The sequence below is a fragment of the Geomicrobium sp. JCM 19055 genome (assembly GCF_000698185.1).
Classification (GTDB): domain Bacteria; phylum Bacillota; class Bacilli; order Bacillales; family Marinococcaceae; genus Geomicrobium_A; species Geomicrobium_A sediminis.
Genome location: NZ_BAXL01000016.1, coordinates 1 through 24,414 on the forward strand (window position 1 = coordinate 1; position 24,414 = coordinate 24,414).

General features: G+C 43.6%; 15 protein-coding genes, 10 pseudogenes and 1 other annotated feature. Of the genes and pseudogenes, 22 read left to right on the top strand and 3 right to left on the bottom strand.

Annotated features, from left to right (window positions below):
- Positions 1-129: 129 nt before the first annotated feature.
- A complete protein-coding gene (locus JCM19055_RS14265) occupies positions 130-1,083 on the bottom strand; it encodes a nuclease-related domain-containing protein (RefSeq protein WP_042360204.1) in 954 nt (317 codons plus the stop codon).
- 267 nt (positions 1,084-1,350) lie between these two features.
- On the opposite strand from JCM19055_RS14265, the gene JCM19055_RS14270 reads away from it, so the two are divergent.
- The 22 genes and pseudogenes from JCM19055_RS14270 (at position 1,351) to JCM19055_RS14370 (ending at position 21,403) form a co-directional block, all read left to right on the top strand.
- Positions 1,351-1,596 carry a YlmC/YmxH family sporulation protein gene (locus JCM19055_RS14270; protein WP_042360205.1) on the top strand — a complete coding sequence of 82 codons (246 nt, stop codon included), beginning with the start codon at positions 1,351-1,353 and terminating at the stop codon, positions 1,594-1,596.
- A 79-nt stretch (positions 1,597-1,675) separates the two neighbouring features.
- Positions 1,676-2,497, top strand: coding sequence for a peptidoglycan editing factor PgeF (pgeF, locus tag JCM19055_RS14275; RefSeq protein ID WP_042360206.1), 822 nt, complete (start codon positions 1,676-1,678; stop codon positions 2,495-2,497).
- 5 nt (positions 2,498-2,502) lie between these two features.
- Positions 2,503-3,201 (top strand): YggS family pyridoxal phosphate-dependent enzyme, encoded by a 699-nt coding sequence (locus JCM19055_RS14280; RefSeq protein WP_042360207.1) that lies wholly within the window; start codon positions 2,503-2,505, stop codon positions 3,199-3,201.
- Between the two features lie 16 nt (positions 3,202-3,217).
- Positions 3,218-3,635, top strand: a pseudogene (locus JCM19055_RS14285) (cell division protein SepF).
- A 23-nt stretch (positions 3,636-3,658) separates the two neighbouring features.
- Positions 3,659-3,913, top strand: a complete 255-nt coding sequence (locus tag JCM19055_RS14290) for a YggT family protein (protein WP_042360208.1) — start codon at positions 3,659-3,661, stop codon at positions 3,911-3,913.
- A gap of 146 nt (positions 3,914-4,059) precedes the next feature.
- Positions 4,060-4,671, top strand: a complete 612-nt coding sequence (locus tag JCM19055_RS14295; RefSeq protein ID WP_052366383.1) for an RNA-binding protein — start codon at positions 4,060-4,062, stop codon at positions 4,669-4,671.
- 37 nt (positions 4,672-4,708) lie between these two features.
- Positions 4,709-5,239, top strand: a pseudogene (locus JCM19055_RS14300) (DivIVA domain-containing protein).
- 43 nt (positions 5,240-5,282) lie between these two features.
- Positions 5,283-5,504: a binding site (T-box leader), on the top strand.
- Between the two features lie 189 nt (positions 5,505-5,693).
- Positions 5,694-8,031, top strand: a pseudogene (gene ileS, locus JCM19055_RS14305) (isoleucine--tRNA ligase); the annotation flags it as partial.
- A 51-nt stretch (positions 8,032-8,082) separates the two neighbouring features.
- Positions 8,083-8,304 (top strand): zinc finger domain-containing protein, encoded by a 222-nt coding sequence (locus tag JCM19055_RS29925; RefSeq protein ID WP_265182215.1) that lies wholly within the window; start codon positions 8,083-8,085, stop codon positions 8,302-8,304.
- 65 nt (positions 8,305-8,369) lie between these two features.
- Positions 8,370-9,017 (top strand): TraR/DksA C4-type zinc finger protein, encoded by a 648-nt coding sequence (locus tag JCM19055_RS14310; protein WP_265182216.1) that lies wholly within the window; start codon positions 8,370-8,372, stop codon positions 9,015-9,017.
- A gap of 16 nt (positions 9,018-9,033) precedes the next feature.
- The gene (gene lspA / locus JCM19055_RS14315) at positions 9,034-9,513 is read left to right on the top strand and encodes a signal peptidase II (RefSeq protein WP_042360275.1); all 480 of its coding nucleotides are present in this window, start codon (positions 9,034-9,036) and stop codon (positions 9,511-9,513) included.
- The gene (locus tag JCM19055_RS14320) at positions 9,506-10,420 is read left to right on the top strand and encodes an RluA family pseudouridine synthase (protein WP_042360209.1); all 915 of its coding nucleotides are present in this window, start codon (positions 9,506-9,508) and stop codon (positions 10,418-10,420) included. The genes lspA and JCM19055_RS14320 overlap by 8 nt, the downstream gene beginning before the upstream one ends.
- Before the next feature lie 190 nt (positions 10,421-10,610).
- Positions 10,611-11,147, top strand: coding sequence for a bifunctional pyr operon transcriptional regulator/uracil phosphoribosyltransferase PyrR (gene pyrR, locus JCM19055_RS14325; protein ID WP_042360210.1), 537 nt, complete (start codon positions 10,611-10,613; stop codon positions 11,145-11,147).
- Between the two features lie 141 nt (positions 11,148-11,288).
- Positions 11,289-12,605, top strand: a complete 1,317-nt coding sequence (locus tag JCM19055_RS14330; protein WP_265182201.1) for a uracil-xanthine permease family protein — start codon at positions 11,289-11,291, stop codon at positions 12,603-12,605.
- 28 nt (positions 12,606-12,633) lie between these two features.
- Positions 12,634-13,535, top strand: a pseudogene (locus JCM19055_RS14335) (aspartate carbamoyltransferase catalytic subunit).
- A pseudogene (gene carA, locus JCM19055_RS14340) lies at positions 13,536-14,615 on the top strand (glutamine-hydrolyzing carbamoyl-phosphate synthase small subunit).
- A gap of 6 nt (positions 14,616-14,621) precedes the next feature.
- Positions 14,622-17,840 (top strand): annotated as a pseudogene (gene carB / locus JCM19055_RS14345) (carbamoyl-phosphate synthase large subunit).
- Positions 17,837-18,613: a dihydroorotate dehydrogenase electron transfer subunit gene (locus tag JCM19055_RS14350; protein ID WP_042360212.1), complete on the top strand. Its 777-nt coding sequence runs from the start codon at positions 17,837-17,839 to the stop codon at positions 18,611-18,613. The pseudogene carB and the gene JCM19055_RS14350 overlap by 4 nt, the downstream one beginning before the upstream one ends.
- The gene (locus tag JCM19055_RS14355) at positions 18,610-19,527 is read left to right on the top strand and encodes a dihydroorotate dehydrogenase (protein ID WP_042360213.1); all 918 of its coding nucleotides are present in this window, start codon (positions 18,610-18,612) and stop codon (positions 19,525-19,527) included. Before JCM19055_RS14350 ends, JCM19055_RS14355 begins: the two co-directional genes overlap by 4 nt.
- Before the next feature lie 29 nt (positions 19,528-19,556).
- A pseudogene (gene pyrF, locus JCM19055_RS14360) lies at positions 19,557-20,251 on the top strand (orotidine-5'-phosphate decarboxylase).
- Positions 20,248-20,905, top strand: a pseudogene (gene pyrE, locus JCM19055_RS14365) (orotate phosphoribosyltransferase). Before pyrF ends, pyrE begins: the two co-directional pseudogenes overlap by 4 nt.
- A 12-nt stretch (positions 20,906-20,917) precedes the next feature.
- Positions 20,918-21,403: a GNAT family N-acetyltransferase gene (locus tag JCM19055_RS14370; protein WP_265182202.1), complete on the top strand. Its 486-nt coding sequence runs from the start codon at positions 20,918-20,920 to the stop codon at positions 21,401-21,403.
- Between the two features lie 46 nt (positions 21,404-21,449).
- Here JCM19055_RS14370 and JCM19055_RS14375 read toward each other — a convergent pair.
- Both JCM19055_RS14375 and JCM19055_RS14380 read right to left on the bottom strand, forming a co-directional pair.
- Positions 21,450-22,425 (bottom strand): annotated as a pseudogene (locus tag JCM19055_RS14375) (dicarboxylate/amino acid:cation symporter).
- 195 nt (positions 22,426-22,620) lie between these two features.
- Positions 22,621-24,329, bottom strand: a pseudogene (locus JCM19055_RS14380) (NFACT family protein).
- Positions 24,330-24,414 lie beyond the last annotated feature (85 nt).

The window sequence follows — 24,414 nt, forward strand, 5'->3', positions numbered from 1 at the left end:
GCGGATGCGAGGGTGTAGCGAGCGGATATGTGGGTGTAGCAAGCGGATGCACGGGTGTAGCAAGCGGGGGAGCTACTCACTGTAGCTAGAAAACGATATAATGTATTGCATAATGAAATTAATGTGAAGTCATTTTTGTTCCCATGGTAATATCAATCGATAACAGATTTTATTATTTGTATAGCGGGTGTAATGAGACATTTTCTGTAATGATCGTAGCATTGTATGTCGATCTTGTATGTTTAAAAATTGCCTGGCTTCTTTGTTTGTGCAATAGTGATTGATGAGTAGGGCATAATCAACAAGCCCCGCTTGAATATTATCATAAGAATAAGTCTGACATTTTTTACAGTAGAAACGTACGTGATTAGACGCTCGTTCCACTGGAATATGATTACATTGCGTACAAGGGACGCCGAGACGTAAGTTGGCATACGTAAGATTATAATCATGCAATACATTTCGCCACTTTGGTCGATGATTTGTGTTTATGAGTGATGTAATTTTGGCTATTTTCCGATGACCTGTCATTGAATCATGAACGTTGGATAAAAGTTTTGGAATAGCTTCTGCACGAATTACATAGCGTTGGATTTCTTCTTGCAGTCTAGAGGGATAAGAGAGTTCGGTGTAAGGAGAGGTCAGAACGACATAAGGACGAATGGTGATCGGGGTTGTAATGCGCTGTTGATGGAGGAACGTTTGAAATAACCGTTCGTGGCGTTTGACTTGATGAATCGGATTGTTTAACGTTTCGGTTTCATTACCAGATGTTTTTGTCACGGTTTCATCGTCGTGAAAATGAATGTGTCCTTTCATCTGTTTCGTATCAAAAAGATAAACGGTGTCGGATGTGAGTACGATGAGGTCGAGTTGAAAGTAATACGGTTCGTAACTGGGGAGTCGTTTGTTGTGGAGCACTTGCCAATGTGGGAGTTGAATGGCGTTTAGAAGATTGTAAAGTTGTATTTCACCGTTTAAACCAGCTTTAAATTTTTCAATGTCAGAATGTAGAGCGGGGACGTAGTCGAAGCAGCGTTTTTCTAGTGCTTGCAGTTGAAGCAATGTTTCATTAATGAGCAATGTGACACCTCCTAAATGAGTTATTCGACTCTCAATTGATTACCCCTTTATTATTAATGGATGAAGTGTACTGACTGTCGGATGCAAATACATTATAATTTCACATACCGTATTAATACTTGAAACAACCCACAAAAAACACCATGCGTTCATCAAGCGCAAGCAAGCGTAAACACAAGCGCTAAATAGATGGAAACCAGGCGTAAAACCTACCAAGCCATCATATGGATAAGCAAGGGATGTTTTTATTAGAAAGGAGTCCAAGTGATGCTTAAAATAACCGATTTACAAGTAAAAGAGGTTGTGAATGTGCAAACGGGTAAGCGGCTCGGGACGCTTGGTGATGTGGATATTAATTTATCGACGGGGATGATTGAATCTTTGGTCGTGACGGGAAATAATCGGATGCTTAATATGTTTGGAAAGGAAGAGGAGTTGATTATTCCATGGAGTCAGATTGCTAAGATTGGAACGGATGTAATCCTTGTCTATGTTTATGGCAATAACTCTTGACATTTTTCTGCAAAACTACCGTCAAACGCTCGATATGTGCTAAAATATAATGAAAGACTGCTATAAAGGAAGGCGTTTCATGGGGAAAGAACCGTTTGTGTATAATCCAGTCGATAAGCTATTTCATTTAGAACCTATAGATCAGCGGATTGTTGCTGGTTTTACGAGTCGTAACGAAGGCGTTAGTCGTGCTCCGTATAACGAAGCGAACCTCGGATTACACGTTGGTGACGATCATGATGATGTGATCAGTAATCGTGAGCGTTTGAGTGCGAAACTGGGCGTAAGCCTTGATGACTTTGTTTATTGTGAACAAGTGCATAACAATATCGTTCAGAAGGTCACGTCAAATGAGCGAGGTCTTGGCACGAAGAGTATGGAATCTGTCGTCTCTCACGCTGATGGTTTGTACACTCGAGATGAGCAGGTTGTTTTAGCGACGCTTTATGCGGATTGTGTGCCCCTTCTTTTTACTGGGGACCGTGGCACAATTGTAGGAACTGCACATGCGGGATGGAAAGGGACTGCTGGTAACATTGGCGGTGAACTTGTCCGTCAATGGGTTGAAGGTGAGAACGTTGATGTGACGAGTATTCATGCATATGTTGGGCCTTCCATTGGGAAAGAAAAATATGTTGTAGATGATCGTGTGATTGACCAGTTAAGCGCGGTGTTGCCAAGTGGTGTTACGACTTGGAATCGTGTAAGCGATGGTCAATATGAGCTTGATCTCAAACTGACAAATGCTCTTTTAATTGAGCAAGCGGGTGTTCCTCGTCGTCAAATAACAGTAAGTGGTTATTGTACAGCGAGTGAGCCGGACCTGTTTTATTCCCATCGTCGAGACGGCAGTAAAACGGGGCGTATGGCAGCGTATATTATGAGATCAAGTGGGAGTTGAGCGTCATGGTTGTAGTGAGCGACAATTTACTGAACATAAATCAAGAAATTAAACAAGCTTGTGAGCGTGTAGGTAGGCAACAAGAAGAGATTAACATCGTTGCAGTGACGAAGTATGTGTCAAATGAGCGTGCAGAAGAAGCTGTGGCGTCTGGTGTGAAGCACCTTGGTGAAAGTCGAGCAGAAGGACTCCTAGAAAAACGCGAGGCGATCACTGGTGCTGCTACGTGGCATTTTATCGGTCAGCTTCAAAGCCGGAAAGTGAAAGATGTGATCCATGAATGTGATTATCTTCATTCGCTTGACCGCATATCGCTTGCCAAAGAGATTCAAAAGCGATACAAAGGAGACGGGACTGTAAAGTGCTTCGTACAAGTGAACGTCTCAGGTGAAGAGTCAAAGTCTGGATTAACACCTGATGGTGTTATGAGCTTTATTGAGCAATTGCAAGCGTATGACGCAATTGAAGTCGTCGGACTTATGACGATGGCACCGTATGAAAGTAAACCTGAAGATACGAGGCCGCATTTTAAAAAGCTCAAGGAATTGCAACAAGAGATTGTAAAACGTGAGTTTGCACATGCTCCGTGTCGTGAGTTATCGATGGGGATGTCCAATGATTATACAGTCGCAATCGAAGAAGGTGCGACATTTATTCGAGTAGGCTCTCGTCTTGTTGGAGATGAGCGCAGCAATTTAGCGTAAAGGAGGTTCGTTCATATTGAGCATAAAATCTCGCTTTAAACGTTTTTTTTGATGTTGACGAAGATTATGTTGAGGAAGAATTAGATGCTCCTGTTGAAGAGTCAAAGTCTGACAGTGAGCAAAAAGATCGTACTCAAAATGTCGTAAGCTTGCAAAGCATTCAGCAGTCTGCCAAGATGGTTTTAATTGAACCGAGAACGTATGAAGAAGCTCAAGATGTTGCCGATCATTTGAAAAATCGACGATCGGTGATTTTGAATATGCAGCGCATTCAAAAAGACCAAGCCAAACGGATTGTAGATTTTCTAAGTGGCACGGTTTATGCCATTGGCGGTGACATTCAAAAGATTGGTGGGAACATCTTTTTGTGTACACCAGACAATGTAGAGATTTCAGGGGCAATCTCGGAGCTCATGCAACAAGATTTTGATTAGAAGAGGTTGGGGTGAGTGGTTTTATGGCAATGATCGGCCAGATCGTATTAATGGCGATGTCACTTTATCAAATTGCAGTAATTATTTATGTTCTTTCTAGTTGGTTACCTGGATTACGTGAATCAGGCTTTGGACAAGCATTAGCAACCATTGTTGAACCGTATCTAGAACCGTTTCGTAGAATTATCCCGAATTTAGGTATGATTGACATTTCACCAATCGTAGCATTGATTGCTTTGGCATTAGCGCGACAAGGTGTAATTGCAATCTTTTTCTAATCGATGGATATCTTTCAACATTTTCGTAAGGAAGAGCACGAATGGATTGTACAAGTACAAGACTTAAAAGATGCTGTTGAAACGACGTACGAAGCAAAGCTCACTGGTTTTTTTTAAATCCGAGGGAAGTTGACATTGTACAGTCGGTGATCGGTGCCGATGAAACCGTTAAGGTTGCTTTTTTTGGAGGGGTTGAAGGTGTTGAGCGTAAACGAGCGCTCATCTATCCTTTTTTTGAAGAAGTGTCGCCTGAGCGGTACAACATCGTTATGTTTCACGGGGCATTTGACCCGAAATTCTCAACTGTCTCACACCGAGATCTTCTTGGCGCATTAATGGCTTTAGGTGTAAAGCGAGAGATGTTTGGAGACATTCACGTTTTTCAAGGCAAGGTTCAATGGTTCGCAACAGAAGAAATGCAAGACTTTATTCTGATGAATCTTGAAGGTGCAGGGAAAACGCCGTTAAGACTTTCGACACTTCCGCTACATAATGCGTATGATATAACTGATGAGTGGGAAGAAAAGACAGGATTCATCTCATCGCTTAGACTAGATACTGCTATTTCAGAGATGTACAACTTGTCGAGAACGAAGGCAAAGGCATATATAGAGAATAGCCGGGTTAAAGTGAATTGGAGAACGGTGGAGGATCCGAGTTTTCAAATTCAAACTGGCGATACATTATCACTTCAAAAGCATGGACGTAGAAAGCTTTTTCAATCGATAGCGAAACGAAGAAAGGCAATTTACGTGTAACCTATGGTTTGAAGAAATAACTATGGAGGTGGCTTTCTTGGCATTAACACCGATGGACATTCACAATAAGCAATTTGCTAAAGGGTTCCGAGGCTATGATGAAGACGAAGTGAATGAGTTTCTTGATCAAGTCATCAAGGATTATGAAACCGTCATTCGTGAGAAAGAAGAGCTGTTTTCTAAAGTTAATGAGCTTGAAGAGCGTTTGAATCATTTCTCAAACATTGAAGAAACGTTAAGCAAATCGATCCTCGTTGCGCAAGAATCAGCAGAAGAACTAAAGCGTAGTTCTAAAAAAAAGAGTCGCAGCTTATCATTAAAGAGTCTGAGAAAAACGCTGATCGCATTATTAACGATGCTCTTTCGAAATCGCGTAAGATTGCGCTAGAGCTTGAAGAATTGAAAAAAACAAGCAGCCGTGTACCGGATGCGATTTAAGATGCTTATTGAAGCACAACTAGAGCTTTTAGATGATGAAGACTGGGATAGCCTAACAAACGGTGTAGAAGATGAAGAAGAGGAACATACAAGTCATACATACGAAGACCAAAAAAAGTCGCTGACTTGACGTTCATGTAGAGATCGACTATACTTTTAGCAATACTAACTAAATGTAAGCGTTGATTGGGACAGTAGTGATCAATAGACTTTTTGAGCGAGCGAGGGAAGGTGTGAGCCTCGTAAAGAGTTGATTCACGAAGATCACCCAGGAGCTACCGAACAGAAAGCGTTCGAATAAGACGTGAGTAGAGTTTGGCGTGACTAAAGCGATAATTAGGCTGAGTGGCTTATGAGCTATCAGGGTGGTACCGCGGGTAAACCTCGTCCCTAAGATTGGGATGGGGTTTTTTTATTTTGTACTGACTTAGGAGGAAAGAAATGAATTTCAAAAAAACGCTACGAATGCCACAAACGGAATTCCCGATGAGAGGAAACCTTCCAAATCGCGAACCTGTATGGCAAGGTGAATGGAAGAAGCAAAGCTTTACGAACAAGTGATGACGAAAAATGCGGATAAACCGATGTATGTGCTTCATGATGGACCGATCTATGCAAATGGAAATATTCACGTTGGACATGCAATGAACCGAATCGTAAAAGACATGATCGTTCGTCATCGCAACATGGATGGCTTTAAAGCACCGTTTGTTCCAGGTTGGGATGCGCACGGATTGCCGATTGAAACGGCGCTTACGAAAACAAAAAAAAGTTGACCGTAAGAAAATGTCCGTTTCTGAATTCCGAGCGGCGTGTGAAGCGTACGCGTGGGATCAAGTTGAAACGCAAAAAGAACAGTTTAAGCGTCTTGGTATGATCGGTGACTTTGATAACCCGTACGTCACATTAACACCAGACTTTGAAGCGAACCAAATTAAAGTGTTCGGTGAAATGGCTAAAGCGGGTCACGTTTATCAAGGGAAAAAGCCTGTGTATTGGTCACCTTCCTCTGAATCGGCACTTGCTGAAGCAGAGATTGAATATCATGACAAGCGTTCACCTTCGATTTACGTAGCGATGAAAGTAACCGACGGTAAAGGGGTCATCGACAACGGTTCAGAGTTCATCATCTGGACAACAACACCGTGGACATTGCCAGCAAACCTCGGTATTTCTGTGCATCCAGATTATGACTATGCGCTTGTTTCTGTCGCTGATCGAACGTTTGTTATTGCGAGTAAATTGTTCGATGAAGTAAGCGAAACGTTAGAATGGGAAGACGCTAAGATTGTTAAGACGGTTAAAGGTGCTGAGCTTGATCAAGTCGTTGCTGCACATCCGTTTTACGATCGTGACTCCCTTGTTATGACAGGACAGCACGTAACACTTGATGCAGGTACCGGCGCAGTTCATACTGCACCAGGACACGGGGAAGATGACTTTATTATTGGTCAACAGTACGGCTTAGAACCGCTTTGTCCTGTAGACAACAAGGGCGTTATGACCGAAGAGGCTCCGGGATTTGCAGGTATTTTCTATGATGAGGCGAACAAGCCAATCACAGAAAAGCTGGATGAGAACGGCGCGTTGCTTAAATTGAAGTTCATCACTCACTCTTACCCACACGACTGGCGTACGAAAAAGCCAGTAATTTACCGTGCGACTGAGCAATGGTTTGTCTCTGTTGAGAACATGCGTCAAGAACTTTTAGACGCGATTGCACGTGTGGATTGGCAACCGAAGTGGGGAGAAGTTCGTCTTCACAATATGATTCGCGACCGTGGTGATTGGTGTATTAGCCGTCAACGTGTTTGGGGCGTTCCAATTCCGGTATTCTATGAAGAAGACGGTTCTCCAATTATTACAGATGAGACGATTGCACACGTTGCTGATTTGTTCCGTGAACAAGGATCAAACATTTGGTTTGATTGGGAGACAAAAGACTTAATGCCGAGCGGTTATTCTTCTGAGAAAAGTCCAAATGGTAACTACACGCGTGAAACAGATATTATGGACGTTTGGTTCGACTCCGGTTCTTCACACCAAGGTGTTTTAGAAGAACGTGACGACCAGCACCGTCCTGCTGATCTTTACTTTGAAGGTAGTGACCAATATCGTGGATGGTTCAACTCATCCCTCATTACGAGCGTAGCCGTAACAGGAGATGCACCGTACAAAAAGGTATTGAGCCACGGCTTTACGCTTGACGGTAAAGGCGAAAAGATGTCGAAGTCACTCGGGAATGTTATTGATCCTGCGAAAGTGATGAAGCAACTCGGTGCTGATATTTTACGTTTGTGGGTGTCTTCAACAGACTTCCAATCGGATGTTCGTGTATCCGATGACATTTTGAAACAAGTGTCTGAAACGTACCGTAAAATCCGTAACACACTTCGCTTTATGCTTGGAAACTTAAGTGACTTTGATCCTGCAACTGATCGGGTTAAAATGAGCGACATGAATGACGTGGATTTGTTCATGTATCAACGTCTAAATGATGTCATTTCACGTGCTCAAAAAGGGTATCGGGAGTATGCTTTTGGGACGACGTATCAAGCGTTGCATCATTTCTGTTCAATCGATTTAAGTGCATTCTATATGGATGTTGCCAAAGATGCATTGTATTGTGATCATGAAAACGATGCCGAAAGAAGAGCGATGCAAACAGTGCTTTACGATAGCGTTGTTGCACTTACAAAACTACTTGCACCAATTACACCGTACACGGCTGAAGAAGCATGGTGTTTCATTAAAGATCGTGAAACAGACTATGTTCAACTTACAGAGATGCCTGACGTATTTACGATTGAGAACGAACGCGAACGCGAAGCACGCTGGGCACACTTGTTAAACGTCCGTACCGTTGTGCTTAAGGCATTAGAGGAAGCAAGGGCAGACAAAGTCATTGGTAAATCATTAGAAGCAAAGCTCGTTCTTACTGTGGATGAAACAGCTTATGCAATGTTAAACGAGATGAGTCACCCTGAGAAGTTGTTTATCGTTTCGCAACTTGAGCTAATTAAAGGCGAAGAAACGAATGTTTCCGTACAAAAAGCTGAAGGTGATGCGTGTGAACGTTGTTGGCACGTGAAAGAAGATGTGGGTGAAGATGAAAGCTTCAACACACTTTGTACACGTTGTGCAGATGTTGTAAAGACGTATGACCCTGCGATTTTGGAAGAAACGGCAAAATAAGCCTCGGTTAAATGACTCCCTATGAAGAGAAACTAACTTTGTAGGGAGGAATTTACGTGTCTTGGATGGAACAAATAAAGCATGATTTAGAAGAACGCAAAAAAGACATTGAGCGACGAGAACATGCCCACGAAGAAGATGGGCGGGATAATGAATTGTCGGTGTTTGACAATCATCCTGCCGATTCTGCGGATATTTTTTATGAGGCAAGTAAAGATGATGCGCTTCATATGCATCGCCACGTTGAACACGAAGAAATTGTTCATGCCTTAAAGAAATTTGAAAACGGTACGTATGGGATCTGTGAAGAGACAGGTGCTGAGATTCCTAAAGAACGACTTCTAGCGAATCCAACGGCGCGTACAGTTGTGAATCCGGAGAAACCTGCAGATCATAGCGGCGTCTTTCTTGGAACGGCACAAGGAAATCCGAGTCCGTATAGTGGTGGTCAGGTCGCTTCTGACGGAGTAGATATGTGGGAAGCACTGATGAATACGACTGAAGATCAAAGTTATCATGAAAGCGCGACGAGCGACTTTTGGGTTGAGAAAGAGCCTGGATTTACTGAGGAGTTTGAGCGCTATGCAAGTACTGGGATCGAAGGGTATCATGGAGCGGAACACGTACACGTCGTCAAGCTCCAGACGATGACTTTACAAATGAAATTGAAGGAGAAGAGCGGCAGTAATTATCTGCCGCCATTTTCCTTGTAAAGGAGAGACAAAGTTGATCGCATTATACTATCTGATTGCGTTAGTCATTATCGGACTTGATCAGCTAACTAAAATTATTGTCGATCGCAACATGGAAATTGGGGAATCGATTCCGATCATTGAACAAGTGTTACATATTACCTCACATCGAAATATGGGGGCAGCATTTGGAATTTTACAAGGGCAAATGTGGTTGTTTTTTATCGTAACTGCGGTCGTTGTCGTCGGAATCATTTATTACATGCCTAAGCTTATTAAAGAACATCGCGGATACGGTATAGCGCTTGGTGTTTTATTAGGCGGAACGATTGGTAACTTTATTGACCGGTTGTTTAGAGGTGAAGTTGTTGATTTTGTCGATGTGTACATTGGAAGTTATAGCTTTCCAATTTTTAATGTCGCAGACGCAGCATTAACTCTTGGTGTGATTTTCTTGCTCATTTTAATGTTTATGCAAGATCGGAAAGAGAAAAAGGAGCAAAGTAGTCATGAGTAAATTCGAATGGGTTATCGAAGAAGAAGCGGGAACCCGTATAGACAAAGTCATCGTTACCAGAACAGGAGAATCTAGAACGACGATTCAGGACTGGATTAATGAAAATCACGTAACGGTAAACGATGCGAATGTGAAAAGTAACTACAAAGTACAAGACGGTGATCGTGTCACTGTAATTCCAAAAGAAAAAGAACAACTTGAGGCAGTCCCAGAAGACATTCCACTCGACATTCGCTATGAAGATGAGCATGTTCTCGTTATTAACAAACCAAGAGGCATGGTCGTGCATCCGGCACCAGGGCATCCAAGCGGTACTGTCGTCAATGCATTGCTCGGGTTAAAAATGCAATTGTCGACGTTGAATGAGGAAATGCGACCGGGTATCGTTCATCGAATTGATAAAGATACGAGCGGGCTATTGATCGTTGCAAAAACGGATCAAGCGCATCAACATCTCGTGCAACAATTGCAAGGGCGTACGTTAAAGCGTACGTATGAAACGATTGTTCACGGTGTGATTGCACACGAATTTGGAACGATTGATGCACCGATTGGTCGTCATCACCACGATCGTCAAAAGATGACGGTGACAGACGTCCACTCACGTGAAGCAATTACACATTTTACCGTCATCAAACGGTACAAAAATTACACGCGCGTAGAATGTCAATTAGAGACAGGAAGAACGCACCAAATCCGTGTTCATATGGAATACATTGACCATCCAATTGCTGGGGACCCGAAATACGGTCCAAAGAAGACATTGCCAATTGAAGGGCAAGCACTACACGCAAAGGAACTGTCATTTATTCATCCAGCGACTGAAGAGACAGTAACTGTAACCGCAGAACTTCCTGATGATATGGAGCAATTAATCTACAATTTAGAACATTCATCAGAGCATTGACAAAAAAATACGTTCAATGAAATAATAACGTTAGAAATTAAATAGCCCTTTAACACAGTCCAGAGAGGCTGAGAAGGATACGGTAGAAGACACGTCTTAGGTGACGTCTGTTTTCTGAATATGTATACTCAACCCCTCTCTATTACGGAGCAGGGGTTTTTTTATATGTAGGGCGAAAGGAGATTCTTTCATGACAACCCGGACACAGACATTATTTGATGAAGCGGCAATGCGAAGAGCATTAACACGGATTTCTCATGAGATGCTCGAGAAGAACAAAGGAATGGAAGACGTACTTTTAGTCGGGATCAGAACGAGAGGATATCCACTAGCACAGCGTTTAGCAAGTAATTTGAAGCGTATTGAAGGCATTGAAGTTCCAGTCGGCTCCATGGACATTACGTTGTACCGAGATGACTTAACGCAAAAGAAAGAAGAACCAGAGATTCATCACGTAGATTTGCCAGTATCGGTTGATGGTAAACGCGTCATTCTTGTGGATGATGTCTTGTATACAGGACGTACTGTACGAGCAGCGATGGATGCATTGATGGATATAGGAAGACCTTCGCAAATTCAATTAGCAGTGTTGATTGATCGAGGGCACCGAGAACTACCGATACGAGCAGACTTTGTAGGAAAGAACATACCGACGTCGTCCAGTGAGACAATTCAGGTACAGTTAGAAGAAAGTGATCAAGTCGATCTCGTTAGCATTACAAACTAATAATGAATACTCTTTAACCCAGTCCCGAGAGGCTGAGAAGAGGTTTACCTTGTTTACACTTAAATTAGCTCATATGGCTACGTGTAACTCAAGGTCCATCTCTTTGCCGCCGGGTAAAGAGATTTTTTTATGGAGGTAAACATGAAGCCAGTATTAGACATACACGAACGCCCTAAACTCGCAAAATGGATCATTCTTAGCATGCAGCACTTATTCGCCATGTTTGGCGCCACAATCTTAGTTCCGGTATTAACCGGTTTAAGTCCTTCCGTTGCCCTCGTCTCGAGTGGACTTGGGACAATCGCTTACTTGATCACAACGAGAGGAAAGATTCCTGCTTACGTCGGATCATCATTCGCATTCATTAGCCCACTCATAAGTGCGATGACGTTTGGTGGACCTGGAGCGGTCATGCTCGGAACGTTCTCGGCCGGGATTGTTTACGGGCTCACATCACTACTCATTATGGCATTCGGTGTGAACTGGTTACTAAAGCTTTTACCTCCAATCGTCGTCGGACCCGTCATTATGGTCATCGGATTAGGTCTAGCATCAACGGCCATCGAGATGGCGATGAATTATGACGCAAGTACAGGTGAATATGTCGATACGGCATTACACTTTACAATCGCACTCATCACGCTTACCGTAACGATCGTTTCATCAGTCTTCTTTAAAGGTTTCTTACGACTCATCCCGGTCTTGATCGGACTCGTAACAGGTTATGTGATTAGCATTTTTGCTGGGCTTGTCGACTTAACGCCAGTTCAACAAGCTCCGTGGTTCCACATTCCAGACTTTGCGATTCCATACATTACGGTAGATCCGGTTTACTCGCTTGCGATCATCGGGATTATGGCGCCAATCGCACTCGTGACGATGGCTGAACATATCGGAGATCAAATGGTACTAAGTAAAATTACAGGTCGCAACCTTTTGAAAACCCCTGGTCTTCATCGCTCATTACTCGGTGACGGGATTGCCTCAGTCATTGCCAGTTTCGTCGGTGGTCCACCGAATACAACGTATGGGGAGAACATCGGAGTTCTAGCAATTACGAAAGTGTTTAGCGTGTTTGTCATCGGTGGTGCAGCGGTATTTGCAGTCGTGTTCGGCTTCTCAGGAAAAATTGAAGCGCTAATCGCAAGTATTCCAGGATCGGTCATGGGTGGTGTCTCCATCTTACTGTTCGGGATCATCGCGTCATCAGGTCTTCGATTAATCGTAGAAAATCGCTTAGACATGTCAGAGAACAGAAACTTAGTGATTGCCTCAACTATACTCGTTATTGGAATTGGCGGAGCGTTCATTGAAATTACAGAAGACCTAGTAATTCCTTCTATGGCACTAGCAACGTTTATCGGCATGATTTTACACGGAGTATTACCGAATAAAACGATCGGTTACGGAAATGGTCAATTGTTCGAAAGTGTTGAAGACGATCAAAACAACGGCTAACACAAATTTTAGTGAGGAGTGGTCAACAATGCGTCACTTTACAACGATGGAGCAGTTAGAAAAGCAGGACATTTATGAGTTACTTGAGGAAGCAAAGCGTTGCAAAAAACAAAATGGATTTAAAGCATCATCCGAAGCGTTTATTGCAAATGTTTTTTATGAACCGAGTACTCGAACGAAATTGTCATTTGAAGCTGCTGAAAAACGACTGGGCTATACACCGCTAAATGTCGATTGTGACCACTCAAGCATTCAAAAAGGTGAATCGCTGTACGACACCGTTCGAACGCTCCAAGCTCTAGGAGCAGCGGCTGTTGTTATCAGACACCCTGAAAACAATTATTACAATCAATTACAAGACATATCGATACCAATCATTAATGGAGGCGACGGTAGTGGTCAACATCCGTCGCAATCCCTTCTTGATATGTTCACGATTTACGAAGAGTTTGGTACCTTTCAAAGTGTTCGCGTTGCAATTATCGGAGATGTGTTACACAGCAGAGTTGCTGGATCGAATATTAACGCTCTTCAGAAACTCGGCGCAGAAGTGATTGTCGCTGGACCTAGTGAGTGGACGAAGCGAGTAGATCAATCACTAAACGTAATGACGGTAGATGAAGCAATAGCAAACGCCGACGTTGTCATGATGCTTCGAGTTCAACATGAACGTCATGTTGAAACGCTTGATATGAGAAATTATCACGAAGCTTATGGGCTAACAGTTGAGCGGGCAGAAACGATGAAAGATACGAGCATTATCATGCATCCAGGACCGTTTAATCGAGACGTTGAGATTGCTCGGAGCTCGTAGAGTGCCATAAATCAAGAATTTTTACGCAAGTGGAAAACGGAGTATTTTGTAGAATGGCAATAATCAATGCAATGGTACGTGCAAATTTAGTTCAGGAACTTAAAGGAGTGATGTAAATGGTACGCAAATTAATTTTAGAAGATGGGTATGTATTCACGGGCACAGGATTTGGAAGTGACAAAGAACAGAGTGGAGAGATTGTCTTTAATACTGGAATGACAGGTTATCAAGAAATTATGTCAGACCCGTCGTATGCAGGCCAAATCATTACCTTTACGTACCCTTTGATCGGTAACTATGGAGTCAATCGTTCAGACTTTGAAACGCTCGTTCCAGCTGTGAAAGGTGTTGTCGTGAAATCCCGTTCACCTTATCCGAATCACTGGAAGAGTGAAGAATCGTTTGATGAACTACTAACTCGCTTTGACATACCAGGGATTGAAGGTATTGACACTCGTGAATTAACGAAGCGCATTCGTGAAAAAGGAACCGTTCGTGCGATCATTTGCAATGATGATGTGAATGAAGAAGACGTTATCAAACGCCTAAAATCAGAAGCACCACTTACGAATCAAGTGGAAAGTGTTTCTACAAAAAATACATATACCGTTCCAGGTGGAGGAGGACCAAAAGTTGTCCTAATCGACTACGGAGCGAAACAGAACATTATGAGAGAACTATTAAAGCGCGGATGTGAAGTAAAAGTTGTTCCGTTTGATGTCTCAGCAGAAGACGTGTTAGCAGAAAACCCTGATGGTGTGATGCTCTCAAACGGACCAGGAGATCCAAGGGATGTCAAAGAGGCCGTCGAAACGGTAAAAGCACTCGTCGGCAAGACGAAGATCTTCGGCATTTGCTCGGGCATCAACTGCTGTGCCTAGCCCTCGGAGCCGAAGCGGAAAAAAATGAAGTTCGGACACCGTGGTTCCAATCATCCCGTTAAACACATTCCAACTGGTAAAGTGACGATGACTGCGCAAAATCACGGGTTTGCCATTAAACGAGAGTCGCTCGAAAACACACCGCTAATCGTAACGCATGTGGCAGTAAACGATGGTTCTGTAGAAGGCGTAGAACTGAAAGATCAAAGTGCATTTAGTGTGCAATATCATCCAGAAGCAGCACCAGGCCCAATGGACGCAAACGATTTGTTTGATCAATTTATGAACCGAATCTTACAACCAGCAGGGAGATGACGAAAAATGCCTAAACGTCAAGATATTCAAAAAGTACTCGTACTCGGATCAGGACCCATCGTAATCGGTCAAGCGGCAGAGTTTGATTATTCGGGGACACAAGCTTGCCAAGCGTTAAAAGAAGAAGGGTACGAGACGGTGCTGATTAACTCAAACCCTGCAACGATTATGACTGATACGAATATGGCAGATAAAGTGTACATTGAACCGTTGACGTTTGAGTTCGTCTCTCGAATTATTCGCCAAGAGAGACCAGACGGTTTAATTGCGACAATGGGTGGTCAAACAGCTTTAAACTTAGCGATGGAACTAAACAACCATGGTGTACTAGAACAGTATGGAACAGAATTACTCGGGACGGACCTCGTAGCGATTGAAAAAGCAGAAGATCGTGAAGCATTCCGCTCACTCATGCACGAACTCGGCCAACCAGTTCCGGCAAGTGAGATCGTTCATACCATTGATGACGGGATGGCATTTGCGAAGACAGTTGGCTTGCCGGTTATCGTTCGTCCAGCTTACACACTCGGTGGAACGGGTGGAGGAATTGCGAAGACGTTTGAAGAGCTAGCGGAAACACTTGAGTCAGGCCTCTCCTACAGCCCAGTAAATCAATGCCTCGTTGAACAAAGCATTGCGGGAATGAAAGAAGTCGAATACGAAGTGATGCGTGATGCAAATGACGATGCGATCGTCGTTTGTAACATGGAAAACATCGACCCTGTCGGGGTGCACACAGGAGACTCAATCGTTGTAGCCCCTTCACAAACGTTAAACGATCGTGACTACCAACGACTTCGCGATGCCTCGTTAACGATTATCCGTGCCCTTGGCATTGAAGGGGGTTGCAACGTTCAATTTGCACATGACCCTGATCGCGATGCTACTACGTCATTGAAGTAAATCCTCGCGTGAGTCGCTCATCTGCGCTTGCATCTAAAGCGACAGGATATCCGATTGCTAAATTAGCAACGAAGATCGCTGTCGGTTACTATTTGCAAGAGCTTAAAAACCCCGTGACGGAGCGAACTTATGCAAGCTTTGAACCGGCATTAGACTATATCGTAACGAAAATCCTCGCTGGCCATTTGATAAGTTCTCATCTGCAAACCGTAAGCTCGGTACACAAATGAAAGCGACCGGTGAGATCATGTCAATCGGTCGTACGTTTGGGGAATCGCTACTTAAAGGCATTCGCTCCTTAGACATGAAAGAAGATCACCTCTTAGTACCACGCTACGAACAAAAAAAAGTGATCAAGAGCTCATCGAGCAATGGGAAGCCGCTGATGATGAAAGGCTTTATGCGGTAGCAGAAGGGTTTAGAAGAGGGTATTCAATTGCCCAATTGCATGAGCACTCAAAAATCGATGAGTTTTTCCTCATGCACATTGAAGGACTCGTTCAACTCCACAAAGCGATCGAAGCGAAACCGAATGATAAAGAGATTTTAGCTGTCGCAAAAGAGAATGGCTTCTCAGATAAAGTGATCGCCTCACTTTGGAACGTGTCAGAGATGGACGTTCGAGACGTAAGAAAATCACATCAATTAACACCAGTTTTCAAAATGGTCGACACGTGTGCTGCTGAATTTGAATCAAAAACGCCGTACTACTACAGTACGTATGAGCGAGAAAATGAATCATTCAAAACCGATCGTCCGTCCGTTCTTGTCTTAGGATCAGGTCCAATCCGTATCGGTCAAGGTGTTGAGTTTGACTATGCAACAGTTCATGCAGTTTGGGCGATTCAGCAAGCAGGCTATGAATCGATCATCATTAATAACAATCCTGAGACGGTCTCAACGGATTTCAGTATGTCAGATAAGCTTTACTTCGAACCATTAACGTTTGAAGAAGTAATGAACGTCATTGATTTAGAACAACCTGAAGGAGTTGTCGTGCAATTCGGAGGTCAAACAGCGATTAACCTTGCGGAGAAACTGGCCAATGCGGGCGTGAAGATTTTAGGAACGTCGCTTGAAGCGATGGACACAGCAGAAGATCGTGATAAATTCGAGCGCGCATTAAAAGCACTTGATGTACCGATGCCACCAGGGAAAACGGCAACGTCAGTGGAAGAGGCAGTCGCTGCTGCGAACACATTAGGCTACCCAGTGCTCGTTCGTCCGTCGTACGTACTTGGGGGTCGGGCGATGGAAATTGTCGAACATGAAGATGAGCTGCGCACGTACATGGAAGAAGCAGTTCACGTGCATAGCGAGCACCCGGTATTGATCGATCGTTACTTCTACGGAAAAGAAATAGAAGTTGATGCCATTTCGGATGGTGAACACGTCTTTATACCAGGGATGATGGAGCACATTGAACGTGCAGGTGTTCACTCTGGTGACTCGATTGCAGTTTATCCTCCGCAATCATTGTCTGCGACAACGAAACAAGAAGTGATTGATCAAACGGTAAAGTTAGCTCGAGGCTTAGACATTGTTGGTCTACTCAACATCCAATTCGTTCTTTATAACGACAAAGTGTATGTGATTGAAGTGAACCCTAGAGCGAGTCGCACAGTCCCGTTCTTAAGTAAGATGACAGGCGTACCGATGGCACAAATCGCAACACACGTCATTTTAGGGAAAACGTTAAAAGAACTCGGTTACGATGAGGTGTATCACACTGAGCCGGATCGTGTTGCGGTAAAAGCACCTGTGTTCTCCTTTGCGAAGTTGCGCCGAGTTGACATTCATTTAGGACCTGAAATGAAATCAACAGGTGAGGTGCTCGGTCGCGATTTAACGTTAGAAAAAGCGTTATACAAAGGCTTAGTCGCTTCAGGGATGAACATTCCTAGAAAAGGAAACGTCTTGTTCACGATTGCTGATAAAGATAAAGATGAAGCGATCAAACTGGCGCATCGCTTCGATCGTCTCGGATTTCAACTGCTCGCTACGAAAGGAACGGCAGACGTTTTACAAAACGAAGGCATCTCCGTACAAAACGTTCATAAGATTGGTGAAGGTAAACAAGACATTTCATCGATCATCCGTGAAGGCGGTGCTCAACTTGTCATCAACACGTTCACAAAAGGCAAGCAACCAGCGAGAGACGGATTTAGAATTCGCCGTGAAGCGGTTGAACATGAAATCATTTGTCTCACATCAATGGATACAGCATTTGCACTTCTCCACGTGCTTGAAATGATGAGCTTTGCGACAGAGCCAGTGCCAAAACTGCAGCAAGCAACATCAAAAGAGGAGGTACACGCATGAAATCAGTTCCTCTAAAGGTCGTAAGAAATCAAGAAATTGCTGAAGAGACGTATGAAATGATTTTAAGCGGCGGACTTGTTCAAGAAATGAACCGCCCTGGGACGTTTCTCCATATTAAAATTCCTTCTAGTCATCACGTTTTGCGTCGTCCCATCAGCATAGCCTCAGTAAATCAAGAGCTCGGTACGTGTACACTCGTCTACAAATGCACAGGTGAAGGGACGAGGGCGTTAACGAACGTACGACCGAATGATTGTTTGCAAGTGCTAGGACCGCTTGGAGGGCAAGGGTTTCCAACAGAAGAACCGTCAACTGATCAGGAAGTAACGCTGATCGGTGGCGGTGTCGGAGTACCACCGATGTATTTTGCAGCCCGTAGTCTCTCAGAACGTAACATACCATTTCGCGTCATTCTTGGTTTTCAGAACGAAGCCGCTGTCTTTTATGAAGAGGCGTTTAAGCAGTTACAAGCAACGGACGTGACGATTATGACGGATGACGGAAGTTACGGAGAGAAGGGTACAGTCATTGATGCCTTGCAAAACCTCGAACAACCGTCCACATATATCTATACGTGTGGGCCAAGAGGGATGTTAAAAGCGGTTAAAGCTGCCGCGCATCATGATACAACCGTGTACGTATCACTAGAAGAACATATGGGCTGTGGCATCGGGGCTTGTTTCGCTTGCGTGTGCAAAACTGAAGATGAAACGTCGTATGTCAAGATTTGTACGGACGGTCCTGTATTCCAATCAAACGAGGTGTTACTATGAGCGAACGTTTAGCGGTGAATTTGCCTGGTTTATCGATGAAAAATCCAATCATGCCCGCATCAGGGTGCTTTGGATTTGGTCGAGAGTTCAGTGAGCTCTATGATTTAAGTTTACTCGGTGCGATTGCGATTAAAGGGACGACTGGTGAACAACGCTTTGGAAACAACACGCCCCGTGTTGCAGAAAGTCCGTCAGGAATGCTCAATAGCATCGGCCTACAAAACCCTGGTGCACAAGCAGTTCGGGACAATGAACTTCCATTTCTTGAACAATTTAATGTTCCGATTCTAGCGAACGTATCCGGTTCTTCTCCAGAAGAATACGTAAAGGTCGTCAACACGCTTAATGAGGCCAGTAATGTTGGGGCTTTTGAAGTTAACATCTCGTGTCCGAATGTGAAAACAGGTGGCATACAGTTCGGGACGGATCCTGAACAGGCGGCGATGCTAACGAGCTTAATTAAAGAAGCGACAAACAAACCTGTGTACGTGAAGCTATCGCCGAACGTCACGGACATTGCGGCGATTGCCAAAGCGGTAGAACAAGCAGGAGCAGACGGATTATCGCTGATTAATACGCTCATCGGCATGCGCTTTGATTGGCGAACGAAAAAGCCAATTTTAGCAAATGAAAAAGGCGGCTTATCAGGTCCGGCGGTAAAACCGGTTGCACTTCGAATGGTTTACGATGTAAGGCAAGTTACAGACTTACCAATTATTGGTATGGGTGGTATTGAATCAGCGAAAGACGTGATTGAATTTTTGATCGCAGGGGCTGATGCAGTCGCTGTCGGTACGGCGAACTTTACGAATCCGTTTGCTTGTATTGAAATTATTGACGAACTGCCAACGTGGTTAGATCAGCTTAATGTAAATCAAGTGTCAGAGTTACAGAGAAGGGGTGTTGTACTGTGACACATGCACCTCTTTTCATAGCCTTGGACATGAATAATGAAAAAAAACAGCGATGGCTTTTTTAGAGAGATTCGAAGATGTACGACCAGATCTTAAAGTCGGAATGGAATTGTTTTATTCAGCTGGACCGAAGCTCATACACGACCTGAAAGAACGAGGCCATCATCTGTTTTTGGATGTGAAATGTCATGACATTCCGACAACCGTAGGCAAAACAATGAAGCAACTGGCGTCTTTCGGCGTGGATGTGATTACGACCCATGCAATCGGTGGAAAAGAGATGTTAGTAGCAGCAAGGGAAGGCATTGAAGCGGGTACACCATCAGGCGCAAATCGACCGAAACTCATTGCCGTCACTGCACTGACGAGTACGACCGAAGACATGTTAAAACAAGACTTATTAATTCAAGAAAATCTTAAACAGATGGTTCATCACTATACGACTCGAACGGTAGAAGCGGGACTTGATGGAGTCGTTTGTTCTGTCCACGAAGTTGCGATGCTTCGGAAAACTTTCGGACATGATCTTTATACACTAACACCAGGAATTCGTAATCATGACGGTAATTTGCATGACCAAAAGCGTGCAGCAACAGCTGAAGAAGCAAGAGTTGCAGGGAGTAGTGCCATCGTTGTCGGACGTGCCATTACTGAGCATAACGATCCTCGCGTAGCTTATGAAGCCATGCTTTCACAATGGAAAGGAATGAGTGTTTCATCATGAATCGTAAACAACAACTTGCAAGTGAATTGTTAGACATTGAAGCCGTTAGCTTAAAGCCAAATGATCCGTTTACGTGGTCATCAGGATTGCAAGCACCGATCTATTGTGATAACCGCCTTACGCTATCACATCCGTCACTTCGTAGTGAGATTGCAGAAGGATTTAAGGCCGTTATTACTGAAAACTACGCTGATTGTGATGTGATTGCAGGGACAGCAACAGCTGGAATTCCACACGCAGCAATCGTAAGTGATCGCTTGGAATTACCGATGATCTATGTGCGTGGAAGTGCCAAGAAGCATGGCAAAGGCAATTTAATTGAAGGTAAGCTCTCTAAAGGTGATCGTGTTGTTGTCGTTGAAGATCTTATTTCAACCGGCAAAAGTTCCATTGATGTTGCTAATGCAATTCAAGAAGCTGGTGGCGTCGTTGTTGGTGTCGTAGCGATCTTTTCTTACGGATTAAAGATTGGTACGAAGAACTTCGCTGAACATAACATCTCGCACAACACGTTAACAGACTTTGAAACATTGATTGAACAAGCGATTAAAAAAAGGTGTCATTCAAGAAGAAGAACAAGTACAATTAAAGCAATGGCAAAAAAACGCCAGAAAATTGGCGATAGAGACCACAGTTGTGGTTTCTTTTTTGTAGGAGGAGCTATTGTTGAGGATTCGTGACATGGAACAAGCAGATTATGAACATATGCAGCCGATCTATCAAGCAGGGATTGACTCTTTGTTAGCAACGTTTGAAACAACGGTACCTTCTTGGTCCGAATGGGATGAAAAACACCACGATCATAGTCGTTGTGTGGCAGTGACTGACGAACGGGTAGTTGGCTTTGCGGCTCTTGCACCGGTCTCAAATCGTTACGCATATCGCGGCGTTGCAGAAGTGAGCGTGTATGTAGACGAATCGCAGCACGGCAAAGGAATTGGTAAGACGCTCGTCAATGAACTTATAGAACGTTCAGAAGAACAAGGGATTTGGACGTTGCAATCAGTCATTCTTAGTGAGAACAAGGCGAGCATACATATTCATGAGCAGTGTGGGTTTCGACATGTTGGTGTACGAGAGAATATCGCCAAGCTTAATGGAGAGTGGCGAAGTACAGTGATGATGGAACGGAGAAGTTCCGTTATTACATAAAAAAACCGTCTACGATTGTGATCGTAGACGGTTTTTAATTGTCTAATTAAGAATGTTTTCCGTTAACAAATCGATCAACGAGGAGTGCAATCGCACCGTCGCCAGTTACGTTCGTTGCTGTACCAAAGCTGTCTTGTGCCATATAAAGGGCGATCATAATACCGACCGCAGCTTCAGTAAATCCGAGCATTGTCGTGAGTAATCCGAGTGAAGCAATAACCGCACCACCTGGAACACCAGGAGCTGCAATCATAATGACGGCAAGGGCAAAGATGAATGGCAACATCCCTAATACCGTTGGTGTTGCTAAATCGCCGTACATCATCATAACCGTGGTTGCAGCTAATACGATGGTAATAGTACTACCTGCTAAATGGATATTTGCGCCGAGTGGAATGACCGTTTCTGCCATGCTTTCTCGAACACGGTTCTTCTTCGTTGCTTCGACGGTTACTGGAATTGTCGCTGCACTAGACATCGTACCGACCTGTAAAGTAGGCTGGTAGCATGTTTTTAAGCGCTGAAAATGGATTTTGACCAGCAACAGACCCGGCAATGGTAAAGGCGCCAATTAAATATAACCAATGCGTAGCAATCGCTAAAACTAACACGAGAGCAAATGACGAAAGTGTTTCCCAAACTGTACCGTCTGCAGCCATTTCAGCAAAAATACTTGCAATGTAAAATGGTAAGAACGGAATAACGACTTTCCACAGCAACTTTTCAATGATGTTTTTTCCTTCATCGAAAAATGACTTTAATGTCGGTGAATTCGTTCGTGCAATACCGATTCCGAACACAAACGCCATGACAAGTGCGGTAATTACACCGAGTGCAGGATCAATTTCTAATTCAAATAACGGCGTGAAGCCTGCTTCTTCTCCGACCATAGGAACAGATTCAGTAATGAATAATGGTAAGACGACAAGAGCAATAATAAGTGCGAATACACCTGCCAGAACCGAAGAGGTATACGCGATTCCCGTCGTAAGACCAAGGGTTTTGCCAGAACCTGCGCCCATGCTCGCAACGCCACTCGTAATAAAAATAAAATAACAAAAGGAATGATAAAGCCTAGAAATTGGCCAAAGATCATCTGGAAGGTCACGATCGCATCCATTACCCAAGACGGAAGTGAAACAGCGATAAGACCAACAACAATACCCCCGATAACACCTAGAAGCAGTTTCAAAATTAACTTCAAAGCAAGATTCCCCCTATTTCTTCAGTTTCCTTACGACGTGTTCTTCTGGTGTGACGAACAATGTTTTTTTGTTCGTCATACGTAACAAAACCAGGCTTGGCACCGCTTGGCTTTTTCACATGTCGTATTAATGTATAGTCAACTGGGACACTCCCAGATTCTCGTGCTTTCGAGAAGTAAGCTGCAAGTTGAGCGGCTTCGTGAAGTGTTTCTTCTTGGAAGTTGTCGCTTCGAATGACAACGTGGGAGCCTGGAATGTCTTTTGTGTGCAGCCACGTGTCGTTGCGATTTGAAAAACGCATCGTGAGAAATTCATTTTGTTTATTGTTTTTGCCAACAAAAATTTCGATTCCTTCACTTGATTCATAACGCTCTGGTTTTGGCTTTTGAGGCTTGTTTTTCTTTTTGCCACGATGTTTCTGCTTCAAGTAACCTTCTTCTTCAAGCTCGTCTCGGATGTCTTGGACTTCATGTTGAGAAATGTAATCCATTTGTTGAATTAAGTTGTCAAAGTAAAGAATTTCTTCATCCGTTTGTTTAAGTTGTTCTTTTACCGCATGTTGGGCACTTTTCGCTTTGTTGTACAACTTAAAGTAATGCTGCGCGTTGTCAGCTGGACTTTTTTTCAGGGTTAAGGGCGATCGTTAACGTTTGGCCTTCAGGGTCGTAATAATCAACGACTTCCACGTCACGATCTCCTAGTTTCATAAGATGCATGTGGGCGGTGAGTAACTCGCCGAGCTTTTGATTTTCTAATCCTTTTAATGAAGACTGTTCAGTTTGTTGGAGTTTCTTTTTCTTGCGCTCATTTTTTTTGGCGCTGAGTTTTTAAGAAACGTTCTAAATCGTGCGCTTGCTGCTTTACGCGATCCCGTTCTGCTTTTCCACTATAGAACTGCGCAATCATTTCGTTTGTTGACGTAAACGTCGTCTTCTCTCCGCCAATATGTGAGAGTGGTAAAAGATAGAAGTACTCTTTATTTTGAGGAGATTGATGGATCGTCGGTTGAATCGTGTGCGTCTTGAGCGTTGCCATCATGTCCAAGAAAGATTTCGCAAGGGTTGATCGATCGCCAATGCCTGCTTGCTCAACAATTTCTTTTGCTAAGAGGGGAGACATTCCTGAAAAACGACTCACGAGTTGCTTATCGATTTTGCCACTGTTCCAATCAATTGCCCGGTAGACATCATCAGTCATTGCAGACAAAGGATTTTGCTTTTCTTGTTGTGGAGGCTCGTATACGTTTGACCTGGTAAAAGCGTTCGATGACGGTTTACTGCTGGAGAAATATGTTTAATCGCATCAATGATATTACCATTCGCTGCAACTAAGACTAAGTTGCTATGCTTACCCATAATCTCAGCAATGAGTTTCTTCTCTTCACGATCACCAATCTCATCAGTTGATTCAATAGTAAATGTTGCCACTCGTTCTAGATCCGTTTGTTCAATCCGTTTAATGAATCCACCTTCAAGATGCTTTCTTAGCATTCGGCAAAACATTGGTGGTTCTTGATGATCGCCCGCAGGACTCGTGCTTTCATGCATGCGAGCAAAGCTTGGGTGAATGGAAAGAAGTACGGTTATATTTTGACGTTGATTTCGAATCGTCATATAAATATCGGTTGCGCTCGGTTGTTTGATTTTCGTAATTCTGCCACCAACAAGTTTTTCTTGCCACTCGTTTAGGACAGAACGTAGTACAAATCCATCGTAAGACATAATTTCACCCTTTCTAACCTCAACAGTATAGCATGTTTTCCAGACTCACTGAATAGGATGGATTGAGAAGTCCAAGCTGTGGGGT